The organism is Paenibacillus taiwanensis DSM 18679 (assembly GCF_000425125.1).
Lineage (GTDB): Bacteria > Bacillota > Bacilli > Paenibacillales > Paenibacillaceae > Paenibacillus_B > Paenibacillus_B taiwanensis.
The window spans coordinates 1,137,482-1,149,414 of record NZ_KE384306.1 but is presented as its reverse complement, the minus strand read 5'-3'; the positions used below and the strand labels follow the sequence as shown (position 1 = coordinate 1,149,414).

Annotated in this window: 11 protein-coding genes and 1 pseudogene; 4 read left to right on the top strand and 8 right to left on the bottom strand. The window is 39.0% G+C overall.

Features of this window, described 5'->3' with window-relative positions; genetic code table 11:
* The coding region (locus tag H509_RS0114020; RefSeq protein ID WP_028545645.1) for a transposase at positions 1–334 on the top strand (334 nt) is incomplete at its 5' end.
* Between the two features lie 495 nt (positions 335–829).
* Entirely contained in the window at positions 830–1,522 is a 693-nt protein-coding gene (locus H509_RS0114015) for a DUF421 domain-containing protein (RefSeq protein WP_028545644.1), read from the top strand.
* 470 nt (positions 1,523–1,992) lie between these two features.
* On the opposite strand, the gene H509_RS0114010 is transcribed toward H509_RS0114015, so the two are convergent.
* A complete protein-coding gene (locus tag H509_RS0114010) occupies positions 1,993–2,886 on the bottom strand; it encodes a multicopper oxidase family protein (protein WP_028545643.1) in 894 nt (297 codons plus the stop codon).
* Positions 2,887–2,973: 87 nt separating this feature from the next.
* Positions 2,974–3,273, bottom strand: a pseudogene (locus H509_RS0114005) (ATP-binding protein); the annotation flags it as partial.
* A 375-nt stretch (positions 3,274–3,648) separates the two neighbouring features.
* Between H509_RS0114005 and H509_RS0113995 the strand changes: the two are divergent.
* A complete protein-coding gene (locus tag H509_RS0113995) occupies positions 3,649–4,359 on the top strand; it encodes a DUF421 domain-containing protein (RefSeq protein ID WP_028545641.1) in 711 nt (236 codons plus the stop codon).
* Positions 4,360–4,381: 22 nt separating this feature from the next.
* Here the strand turns inward: H509_RS0113995 and H509_RS0113990 are convergent, their stop codons facing one another.
* Both H509_RS0113990 and H509_RS0113985 read right to left on the bottom strand, forming a co-directional pair.
* Positions 4,382–4,825 carry a ferritin family protein gene (locus H509_RS0113990; protein ID WP_051287148.1) on the bottom strand — a complete coding sequence of 148 codons (444 nt, stop codon included), beginning with the start codon at positions 4,823–4,825 and terminating at the stop codon, positions 4,382–4,384.
* A 295-nt stretch (positions 4,826–5,120) separates the two neighbouring features.
* Positions 5,121–5,756: a histidine phosphatase family protein gene (locus tag H509_RS0113985; protein WP_028545639.1), complete on the bottom strand. Its 636-nt coding sequence runs from the start codon at positions 5,754–5,756 to the stop codon at positions 5,121–5,123.
* A 929-nt stretch (positions 5,757–6,685) separates the two neighbouring features.
* Between H509_RS0113985 and H509_RS0113980 the strand changes: the two genes are divergently transcribed.
* Positions 6,686–7,324: a hypothetical protein gene (locus tag H509_RS0113980; RefSeq protein ID WP_028545638.1), complete on the top strand. Its 639-nt coding sequence runs from the start codon at positions 6,686–6,688 to the stop codon at positions 7,322–7,324.
* 480 nt (positions 7,325–7,804) lie between these two features.
* Here the strand turns inward: H509_RS0113980 and H509_RS0113975 are convergent, their stop codons facing one another.
* From H509_RS0113975 to H509_RS0113955, 4 genes are all read right to left on the bottom strand, one after another.
* Entirely contained in the window at positions 7,805–8,143 is a 339-nt protein-coding gene (locus H509_RS0113975) for a hypothetical protein (RefSeq protein WP_157277691.1), read from the bottom strand.
* 201 nt (positions 8,144–8,344) lie between these two features.
* The gene (locus H509_RS25310) at positions 8,345–9,616 is read right to left on the bottom strand and encodes a serine hydrolase domain-containing protein (RefSeq protein ID WP_051287093.1); all 1,272 of its coding nucleotides are present in this window, start codon (positions 9,614–9,616) and stop codon (positions 8,345–8,347) included.
* Between the two features lie 51 nt (positions 9,617–9,667).
* Entirely contained in the window at positions 9,668–10,105 is a 438-nt protein-coding gene (locus H509_RS0113960; protein ID WP_028545636.1) for a MarR family winged helix-turn-helix transcriptional regulator, read from the bottom strand.
* 595 nt (positions 10,106–10,700) lie between these two features.
* Positions 10,701–11,789 carry a glycosyltransferase gene (locus H509_RS0113955; RefSeq protein WP_028545635.1) on the bottom strand — a complete coding sequence of 363 codons (1,089 nt, stop codon included), beginning with the start codon at positions 11,787–11,789 and terminating at the stop codon, positions 10,701–10,703.
* Positions 11,790–11,933 lie beyond the last annotated feature (144 nt).

Below are 11,933 nucleotides of genomic sequence, written 5' to 3'. Positions count from 1 at the left end.
TGGTAGAAAAGCTCTTGAAACCTTTTGTGACAAGTGGAAAGCAGCTTATCCCAAGGTCATTAAATCTCTATGTGAGAACCCTTATATGTTCACGTTCTACGGCTTTCCTAAGCCTATCTGGAGAAGCATTTATTCAACGAATCTCATTGAATCATTCAACAAACAGATTAAGAAATACACCAAGCCAAAAGAACAGTTTCCACATGAAGAAGCATTAGAAAAGTTCTTGGTCGCACAGTTCGAAGACTACAACCATCGATTTGCTACTCGCTGTCACATAGGCTTTGATCAAGCACGTGTCGAACTCCAAGCCATGTTCATCACCAAGGACTAATGCTATCTTCTACAAGAGAAGGTTATCTTCATTTACACATAAATCTTGACGCTACCTGCTGAGACTATATAATCCTCTACCTTGTATATAAGCAGATCGGCTATTCGTAATTACTTTTATACTTTTCACTATAAAATATTTTCAAAGGGTTTCTGTTAAGTTCTTTGTTTTCCATGCATCGGATGACAAGGACTTGAGGACATCTGCCTCAGCTAAGGTATTCGGTTTGCCTAAATAAATCTTTTCCGTTTCTAGATTAACTCTCCAGCAGCCAATCTCACTTCATTTGATCCCTCCCTGGAAAAAGTACCTACAATGATCAGAATCGAATGATGTTAGCATATTACAAGCCCGAATAAACGAGCAATGAAAGAAAAATCGCATGAAGTTCAAATTACGCAAGAACATTTGATATCCCAATGTGTATTTCCCATATTTATTACGTCAATACTGTAACCTAGCAAGCTTTACGAAAAGGTGGGTATTAAATTGGGTATTAATGAATTTCTGAGGGTTAGTTTTTTTGAAATGATTTTAAGGGCAACCCTTTCCTTTTTTGTATTATTGTTATTAGCCCGGCTACTTGGTAAAAAACAGCTGAGCCATCTTACTTATTTTAACTATATTACTGGGATTACGATCGGTTCTATAGCAGCGGTAATTTGTGCCGATAGTGAAACGCCCTTTTTAAATGGGTTCATTAGCTTAGTCTGGTGGTCCATTTTAACGATTCTTATTGGCTATATAGGTTTGAAATCAAGCAAAACTCGAATTTTGCTCGATGGGCAACCCACAATTGTTGTGAAACAAGGAAAAATTCTTAAGGAAGCACTTCAAGGAACCCGCCTTAATCTCGATGATCTGAGTATGATGCTTCGGGAGAAAAATGTCTTTAGCATTCAAGATGTCCATTATGCAATTATAGAACCAAATGGACAATTAAGTGTTCTAAAAAAGGAATACCAGCAAGCTGTTACTAAAGGAGACATGAACATACCAACTTCTTCTTTGACTTATCTTCCCTCAGAAATCATTTCAGATGGCCAAATTGTAAAAAAGAACCTTAAAGAACTGAACTTAACCGAGAAATGGGTTGACGATGAATTAAAGAAAAATGGAATCAAATCAGTTCGGGAAGTTTTTTATGCAGAAATTAAAAAAGATGGATCTTTATATATCAACAAATAAACTTTCATAGACTATTTTTATTAACATCCCCATCACATGGAAGTATACTGCGCTTGTTCAGCATAGTGACTAGGAGGAGAAAGCGTGTTTAACACATATTACGCTTATTGTACTCGGTGTGAGAGATACTATCTTTACTGACCCACAGGACATACAAATGTTTCAATATTCTGCAAAGCAATTACTTGTTTCGACACAGGAAACATACCATGTGCCGCACGACATTGTGTATACACCTGGTTATACTCAAAATTAAAGACAGCAGCTTCACAAAACGAACAAGATACAGTTAATTAATGATCCGTTTCACTATTAAAGGTAGTAGCCCCACCTTTCATCAAGTCGGGCTATTTTGCTCTTATGCTTAAAGACACGCACTGTCAAGATTGCGCAAAAATATGCCACTAATGTGCTCAAGCATGCCGTCAAATGGCAGGTATGATAGCCGTTTAAAGGGAGTTGTTCTTCAATTAAACATACCTAATTGTAGTAGTCATTCCGCCTAATTTCTCAGTAAAGTTGTTTGCCATATGGTGAGGAATGTGGCAATGAACGACCCACGTTCCAGGATTATGAGCTTTAAATTCCACATCATAGGTTTCTCCTGAACTGACCAAGATAGTATTTTTAAAATATCTATTATGTGGAGCGAGCGAATTTCCATCTGTCGCAGTGACCACAAATTGCTGCCCATGCATATGAATCGGATGGGCGTTCATCATTAAATTTCCTAGACGTATTCGTACGTGTTCACCATATCGAACTTGTAAAGGCGTCGTATATGGGAAGCATCGACCATTCATCGTAAAGAAATTAAACATATCCGAAAAAGGATCTAAATAATAATTCCCTTCTTTCACTTCACCTTTCTCTAAACCCATAACTTTAAATTCTTGGAGCATTATAAAGTAATCTCTTTGAATTTTTGTCCTATATTCGTTCGGGTCAGCGATGATAAATGCCCCACCTAATCCCATCATTTCTTGTTTTACCGAATGAAAATGGGTGTGGTACATATGTGTGCCAGGAAAGTTTACGATTTTGAAATGATAATCAAAATAGGAGCCCGGTTGAATTTTGGGAGATGGTTCTGCTTCTGGTACTCCATCCATAACATTAGTAACATCTAAGCCATGCCAATGTACACTTGTTGGTTCTAAGAGTTTATTGTGTACTCGGATCTGTACATAATCGCCGGGATAAACAATGATTGTGGGTCCTGGAGAGCTGCCGTTATATCCAAAAGCGTTAATGAATAAACCTGGCAACAACTCTTGTTTTACAGGCTCGGCGACAAGTTCAAATAACTTGACTCCGTTTCTTTCGATAAACGGTAAGTTTGGTAAATCTGGAGTAATAATCAAATCATATCCCCTCCTTTCATTGATATGTATTCGAAATAAGGCCTGGATTAAGACACAATTTTATTAAATTAAGGCGCAGGACAATAATCAAGAACAAGAGCAGGTTATCGAAATAATGACCTGCTCTTGTTCTGTCCAAGGATGCAGCGCCGGAAGAGAATTTTTTGCAGTTCCTAGGCATAGCCCTAGGCCCGCTCCTCCTGCTGCTCTGGATCGGGATTTGGCCACACGATATAACGGCTCAAAAATATGCTTTTTCATCTCGTTTGGTATCCCGATTCCGGTATCTTTTATGAGAATCCTACCATTCCCATCGCCAATCTTTGCAGCCTCGATCTCAACCATCCTGTTCGGCTTATTGTATCGGATGCCATTTTCCACAACATTATAAAAGGCGCGGTACTACAAATCCGGGTTTCCGTCTACCTCGCTGTTATCCCACTCCAAAGTTTATGCAACTTTCCTCCCGACTGCAGTAGCTGAAAGTTCCGATACGATCTCTTCCAACAAATCACTCAAAACTACATGACTCTTTTCATTGTTATCGTTCATATAAGTTATCTCCAGTAAAAAAATCACTTAAACCGCTCTTGGATTCAAACTATGCGCCTCTATCAATGCACTCTTCATGACCGCTAATCTTAATTTGCGGTGATTTACGTTTAGCAGCCAGTTCCAAAGCAAACTTATGCTGGTATATCTTTCAAATGTGGTGGGTAACCTACACTTTAAATACAATTTTGAAACTCGGAGGCTTTTTGCATGAAGGACCATCTCATTATTCTGATTCGAAGTTTTTCTGCATTCATTCTCCTAATGGTAATTGCGAGAGCATTAGGAAAGCAAACCCTCTCCAACATGAACTTTCACGAATTCGTAACAGCAGTCATATTGGGAGCTATAGCAGCCAACTTTGCATTTAATGAAAAAATAGAAATTGTCCACCTTTTGATAGCCCTGTCTGTCTTTACATTTACTTCTTATATTTTATCTAAGCTTTTTTTGAAATTCAGAAAATTTAAAATGTGGACAGAAGGAACACCCACCATTCTCATAGAAGGAGGGTTAATTCTGGAACATAATATGAAAAAAAATAATATGACAATGGATTCATTGAACGAACAGCTTCGCCAGAAAGAGATTTTTAATATAGAAGATGTGGAGTACGCTCTCCTTGAGATTAACGGTAAACTATCTGTTCAAAAGAAAAAAGAACTACAAGCCGTGACATTAAAAGACTTACAGTTGAATGCAGGTAATGCCACACAGTACCCAATTGAGCTTGTAATTGACGGGCAGCTTTTGCATGACACTCTAAACTCCAACCATATTCCCGAATCCTGGATACTGTCCCAACTGAAGGCACGCGGCAAAAAGTTAGAAGATGTATTCTACGCCGTAAAAGGCAGCAACGGTCACCTTTATGTGGATGATTATAAAGATAATATTCAGCATCCAGTTGATGTGGAATAGTCTTGACCTTCAGTATAAATAGCTACCTGAGATTCAACGTAATCAAATAATTATATTTTGCAGCGTGCTTTAGCTCATCCAATATGATACCATACACCGTATCTTTATAGATGCCATCAGGCAATCCAAACCAGATGTTGCGGTATCGTTCCACCGCACCCAACTCCCCCATCAAGGCACGCTGTAGACCCTCTATATAGGATTGCACCCGCTCATATTGATCACTACTGATGCCTACAATTTCCTGTCCCGTCAAAGCTCGATACATCTCTCTGAACATTTTATTGTGGCCGCGCTCATCGTTACGAATGCTTTCTATAATGGCCACCTGCTCTTTTGTGGGAGCCAGGTTAATCAATTCATTGTAGAACAACTCATCGTTACGCTCCCCTTGTACCGCTTCCTTTATCATTTGTACTGCTTTCGGAAATCCTGTGCTCCAGATAGGTACAAAATCGACCCGCATATAGTATGGATATGGATTTCCCCAGAAAGAAGGCACTTGATACAATTTTTTCTCCTCCCAACGTCAGTTTATAGATTATAGGAAAGTATATGAGCATCTACCCATATCGGTTCCTAACATTAGGGGAAAATGACGTTCCGATATGTACCGATAAAATTAAAAAACCGAAAGGATATGAATCGGTACACTTTCTTGTCACTCTACGTCCTTAGATTATTCTAGTTCCACACTATTGTTGGTGACACGAATATGTTACGTTTGACATTAATCCCCCCTCTTCCTATATATCAGTCTGTCAAGGCGTGCTAATTAACTCATCGAATGAAAATCGATCCATAATGTCGTACCCGTTTCTTGGTCCTTTTGGTCTCACTACAACAGTTCCTAGGTACGATATTTCCCCCAACCCTACAGCTTTAGGAAAGCTATGAGCGATAATTACAGTATTCGTTCCGGATACCGGGATCTTTTCTAGCTCTGAGGTTAGTTCTGTTAACGTATTTGTCTGTTCCGTAGGTGTTACGTTACCGCTTAAGTGATAAACCTTAAACCAGAAAGGGTCAATTTGAACATTTTGTTTACCAAAAGCCAATTCCGCTGTTTCTCTTGTACGGCAAAAAGGGCTTGTTGTAACCGGATAGTGAACTGGAATATTCAATCTTCGAAGAGCTTCACCATATAACGCCGATTGTTTTCGGCCTTCCTCCGATAGATTTTTTTGAGTAGCGCAATTTCCGTATATGATTTGTGGCTGATCTTCACCTCTATTCGCTTCTCCATGCCTCACATAGAGTACATATCCGCCATTACGTAGTGAGTTTAATGTGGCTGAATTTAATGGATCAGACTTTGCTCTGCTTGCTGAAACCTCTAACGCTTGTATCTGGAACGCAAATAAAAACATAAACATGACTATCCAAATCTTCTTCATATTCGTAACTCCTCACAATTACATCTTTATTATCGTAGTGTGCACAATGATAATCGTTAATATTAGTTTCACAAGTGTTCATTTCCTATCTGAATGCAGAATCATCATACGCATAGATCTTAAAGAGTTGAATATTAAGAATGATAATGATTAGTCACAGACACGGACAAATATCAAGGTAAGAACTCCTAATGAAGATAATGTTTCATTCAGCATAAATATTACCCAACAAACAAGGCTACCAACAACAATTATTCAGCTGCCTGCTTTTCGGATTGTTTGATCCTTAGTCAATGGACAAGGTGTTTTCCTGTCCACAAAGCAGTGCGGTAAGTATTATTTTGTTTAGTAGCTTGCAATCTAATTGCTTGTGGCCTGCCAGTCATCTCAAGCTCATTTATACTTTGAGATGCGAATTCGCGTGGTACGATTCAAGAAGGCTATACTAATCGGCGTTCCTTCTTTCGGATTAGAAACGGTAATAGGGAAAATAGAGATACCGGTTTCCATGCCGCTCGATTCGGGCCCTCGATTCGAGGTGACCGCTTGAAAGTGAAGACTTATCTTGCGTACGACCCATCGGGTATACCAAACCTTGTCCGCATTATTTTGCATTTTCGTATTCCATTGGCAACGATTCTTCCTGGACTTCTGCAAGAACATAAACCTTCAATTATTAATATCCCACTGCTTATTGGTTTTCCTGAAGCAAATCCCTATGCAGTCTCCCGGATAAACGGTATTTGGCTTGCGCATTTATCCTGCTGGGGGTTGCGATTACGGGTTGCCCGGAGGAGGCGCGGGTCACTTGCACTTGTGACTCCGATTTTTCGATAAAAAAGACTTCTTTAAATTTATGGTATAAACTATATATTTATCCAATCACTTCTACTATCTATTGAATAACCTTTAATAGGAGGTGATGAAACATGAATAAGAAGGATGGATATGAAGAACAGTCAAATGAAATATTAAGTCATGAAGAAAGGGAACAGCATGAAAAAGATCTGCAAGATTTGACTGAGGCTGCTTCTGCCCTTTTTAGAATTCCAGTGTTTTTCAGCCACCAAAACCTTTTTTCACTAGATACTACAAGGCAACGATTTATTGTTCGAATGTTTAATGAAATTAAAAAAGTTCTCCTTTTCCCTAGAACATTGCCTAATACTGACGAGTATCCTGATACAACATTAGAAAATATTCGTACTATGGTTAACTCAAGCTATGGATTGGTAGCTGCTCTTTTGGTGCCCACTGGTCCTACAAGTCCTCAAGGTGAACCATATTCGCCATTTTTACAGATTGAACCAGCAATGGGCTATCAATATGGCCTTCCTCTGTTTCTCGTTGCAGAGAGAGCTATGCTGGATAGAGCAGGCGGGATTTGGTCAGGTCAAACTGCACCATTTACGCCAATCGTGTGGTTCTCTAATACGGTAACCGTTGAACAATTTTTTAATAGCGTTCCGTGGAAGGAAGCCTTACAAAACTGGGCAGGGCAAGTGCGAAGTGGTTATTTTGCACAAACGGGACCTGAATTTGAATATAAATTCAATAGTCATGACTAGGATTTTTTTACAATGGTGGGTTAGTTTCAAAGAGCAGTTACAATAACAATAAATAACAAAAAAACATTGTCTGCGATATGCAACAGTGCGCTTTTGTACTATGTTCAAGATCGTGTTTTACCAATGACTATCGTCTGAACCGCGTCTTTGGTGGCTCATAACCAGGAATAGCCCAAAACAATTTGTACTCAAATACATCCGTCCCATGCAAAACTGCCACGCTAGCGGAGTAAGGCTTCAGATCGAAAGGCACACTTTCTCTCGAATACTGACTGCAAGCATTTCATCATACGATCAAGTACAAAACGAAGGAGCTGCTGCGGCAACTCCTTCGTCGTTTATATTTAGTTCTTGTTCTACTAACTCGATCCAAGGGAGTTTAACAACATTGGGAGCTTCTTGCTTTACTTAATTTCTTTTCTCTTTTGTAAGCAACTTGTTTCATGACTTTACAGAGCGCAAGGCGATCAGCGCACGGCACTACAAATACTTGGTAAACCCTAATCTGAATGTCCGCCCCGTTACCGTCATTGGCACTTTTGACAACGGTATTCTGTGAGTACTCATACCAATTACACTAACGGCGCTATCATAAGCGGGAATTATAGATACATTGTCATTTTCCTTTTTCTCAAGTACGACATCAACTAGAGCTTCCTCATTTAATAACGTATCCTGCTGTAGTACGTGGTCTTCCTCCACTTCTATTTGTTCGATCGCAGATAGGGGCATTATCGCTTCTTGAGTGAGGCTCAGCCCAATAAAACGAACTTCATTTTGACTTGTTTTATGTCGATTTGAGCATTGTCTTTCCAGCATTCGAATAATCGTTTTTTTTGCTTTATGGTAGATCGCAGCACTGATATCGTTAGCTGGTTCATATTCGCTATCTCTTTTAGAACAGATAGATTCGTTACTTGATCTTCTTCCTGCAATGTAGTAGACGCTTTTAGAATCCCTTTGAGAACACGTTCACATCATCCTGTATGATTCCAGAATACTTATATGATCAATGGCGCATTAGTTAGGGCTTCCATGGTTGTCTGGGTGATTTAGATTTCCCTTCATAGATGTCTTTTGTTTATAAAACGGTATTTCCACACCTTCATCAATAAAGATTCCTTCAGAAATATGAATATAACTCATCGTGTTTCTAATCCAATACAGATTAGGTTCAACTTTAAATAACTGGGTATCATGTTGGTCATGGAACGATATAATATGGGAGTTTATCCCCTCTTTAATTATGAAGGATGTTTGATATTCATCAGCGAGTTGATAGTCACCTACGATGTTATCAGCACTATCGAAATTCATGATACTAGGATGCTTTGGTGCATCAGGTTCATTACTATCATTGGGTTGGTTTAAGAATTCTAATATCTGCTGCTCATAAAAAGGGCTTACCTCTTCATTCGTTAATAATACCGTTACCGCTTCGCTTGTCAAAGAACATAAGCAATGCGACGAATTGCCCGGCCAACCACCAGAGTGACCAATAGACCCGTCTTGAATGATAAACCCACAACCATAAGAGCTATGTAACGGTGAAGGAGTAAGGGCGCGATTCACCAATTCAAGTGATACTAATTTACCTTGAAGAAACCCTTTTACAAATCGGGCTATATCTTGAGCTGTGGCATAAATGCCCCCGTCACCATAAAAATCGTGCTTCTTATCGATATCTTTAAAAATGGGATCGTCTATTACATGGATATATTTCTTATTTATAAAATCAAATAGCTTAGCGACAGCAGTTGGCTTAGATTTTGGCTTCGTTGTAGTGTTTATAAGTTGAAGAGGTTGGGCTATCATTCTTTGTAAATAATCCTCATAAGATAGTTGACTTGCCTGTTCGATAATTTTAGCGAGCAAGACATAATTTGTATTTGTATAAAACCAACCGCTACCTGGTAGGAAATAAGGGTCCTTGTTATGCAAAATATCTTCAATAGTTTCAACTGAAGAATTATCTATATATTCTGGGATACCGGATGTATGCGTCAATAACTCTTCAATCGTTACATCTTGAAAGGTACTTGTATTAAACCATTTTGTTAGGTTATCGTTAAAATGAATCACCTTTTTCTCTATTAATTGAAGTATCATCACGGCTGTGTACATTTTGCTTAAGGAAGCAATGTTAAATAGTGTCTCCCCCGTAATCGGAACTAAATTTTTCATATCTGCAGAGCCTATTGTCACCTCTACAATTTGGTTATTGCTCCTTTCGACATAAACTGCACCATTGAACTGGATTTTTTCAAGTGTAGAATAAATAGTGTTGAACATAAGTAAGCCTCCTAAATATATTAGCTATCTAACATATTTGGTGTGAAGAACTCAAATGAACTCTTCAGCAGCAATTTGTTTCAATTTATTCGTAATTCTTTCTAACTCATTACGTTCAGTAACAGTTAGTTTAGAATATAAACGATCGGCCACTAAACGCTCGACATATTCTTGCTTCTCAAAGTACTCCACACCTTTAGTTCCTAACATAATAAAAACTTCGCGGCGATTATCAGGATTGATAGCACGATGAATAAACTGGTTCTTCTCCATCTTCGCAATAAGCTGGCTTACTGCACTAGAACTAATGTTCATTTCTATAGCAATCTCACCTACCGTTATTTTGTTGGCTGAGTATACAATATCCAGCAACACGGCTTGCTGAGTGGTGATAGAGCTAGCTAAATATGGTTCATAGTATTTAAAAATCAAGCGGTTAATGGCATAATCAGCTTCATTAATTAGCTTAACTTGTTCATATAAGTTCACGAACTCACCCTCTGGAATATGTTAGTTATCTAACATATTAGAGAAGGAGCTACGATAAGTCAAATTTTTCGGTGATGGATTGTAGTGTAATAGCTTTTAACCGATAGGTAATTAATGTTGACAATATGGGGCGGAATATTTCTGCTGGAGGATACTATTTGGTTGATGAACTCTGTTCTCATGACTTTATAAGTGGCTTAAGTCACAGCATTTGTCACAGGGCCAGCCTTTAACACTATTTATACCTATCCATATTATTAACTGTGTTTCTCATCTCTTCATCCGTTAAATGAGTGTAAATAATTTCAGGATGTTTCCGGTACATATCGTGCTTCCCTGATGGGCACATCGAAAAAACAAACACCTCCAATTGTCCTTCACATCTTACGACATGAAAGCATTCTCTTGAAGGCGTTTTGATTTGTCACACGTTAGGGGGCAGTCCAGATGACAGCTTGCAGCTTAGATGTTTTTTCAATGTCCACTTAATGGGGCTTGACCACTTGGAACTTAATAACAATTCCACCGAGATTACCCGATTATAGGTAGCTATAGATTGATAGTCTTCTAATTTGAATAAGTGGTACCGTGCTTGTTATGGTTTCGCGGCGCGATCCGCAAAGAGCTTTTGAAAGTAATCTTTATTAAAAAGCATACTTGGATGACTAGGATTATAGGCCAGTGCTTTTTCATTATGCTCATGAGCTTTCTCGAATTGACCTAAACGATCGTAACACAGACATAATTGTAAATGTGGCAGCCACGTAGAGTGGGATTGGTTAACCAATGACATATTATTCTTATCAAGTCCTATATCAACAGCTGCATGAAACCAAAATATCGCAGTCTCATACTGCTTCTCCTCTAAGAAATGAGAACCGAAGGCATAGCAAAATTCCGCGCGAGGTATATCATAGACAAGTGTCCGGCAGATCGATTCAATAGCTTTCTCTTTGTTGCCGAGCTTTCCGAAGCAGTCGCCCATCTTCATCCAAGCCTGAATATTATCTTCAATCCAGCCTTGTTTGCCCTTCAGGAACTTATCGTAATAAAAAATAGCCTTTCTATACTGAGCATGGTCGCGGAGCTCATTGCCAAAGTAATATAAATCTCTTGGAGAAAATTCTTCACCGTCCTGCTCTCTCTTTAAATAAATTTGCAAGTTACGATCCGTAAAAACTTTATTTTTACTATGAGTGATGCCCACTTCACTGTTTTGAATGTTGCCCCAGACATCTAAATATTCATGAACGGGCCCAATCCATTGAAAGTTACGATCCCGACGAACCAAGCGGTTGCGCCGCAGGCTAGAGGTGACGTTCCCGGACTCGTCGTGAGCCAGATAATAATCCATCGTCACACTATCAACATCCTGACTCAGCTTTTTTTTCAGTTTCATAAACAACAGCCAGTCCTTCTCTTGGATGATGTCGTCTGCGTCCAACCACAATATATATTTTTTGGTCGCCTTACTAAAAGAATAATTACGCGCGGCTGAAAAATCATTAATCCACGTGAAATCAAAAATTCGGTCGGTGAATTGTGCCGCAATCTCCTTTGTACGGTCCGTGGAGCCTGTGTCCACAATTACAATTTCGTCTGCTATTTCTTTCACAGATGATAAACATCTGGCTAAGCCTTCTTCTTCATTCTTAACAATCATACACAAACTGATGGTAATCATCGTTCAAACTCCCTCTGACCATTCATAAGGCATCCGGAAACCGGCTGCTTTTCTGAACATGTAATGGTATTATGGTATATTGGCAACCCATACTCTTTCATCGTCTGCCACAAGCATGCCGATATGGACCTGCTTGATCTTTTT

Bases quoted from the DNA above. Each gene is read 5' to 3' on its own strand.
- H509_RS0113995 (WP_028545641.1), top strand. From the start codon at position 3,649: ATGAAGGACCATCTCATTATTCTGATTCGAAGTTTTTCTGCATTCATT.
- H509_RS0113990 (WP_051287148.1), bottom strand. From the start codon at position 4,825: ATGCGGGTCGATTTTGTACCTATCTGGAGCACAGGATTTCCGAAAGCA.
- H509_RS0113985 (WP_028545639.1), bottom strand. From the start codon at position 5,756: ATGAAGAAGATTTGGATAGTCATGTTTATGTTTTTATTTGCGTTCCAG.
- H509_RS0113980 (WP_028545638.1), top strand. From the start codon at position 6,686: ATGAATAAGAAGGATGGATATGAAGAACAGTCAAATGAAATATTAAGT.
- H509_RS0113975 (WP_157277691.1), bottom strand. From the start codon at position 8,143: ATGCTGGAAAGACAATGCTCAAATCGACATAAAACAAGTCAAAATGAA.
- H509_RS25310 (WP_051287093.1), bottom strand. From the start codon at position 9,616: ATGTTCAACACTATTTATTCTACACTTGAAAAAATCCAGTTCAATGGT.
- H509_RS0113955 (WP_028545635.1), bottom strand. From the start codon at position 11,789: ATGATTACCATCAGTTTGTGTATGATTGTTAAGAATGAAGAAGAAGGC.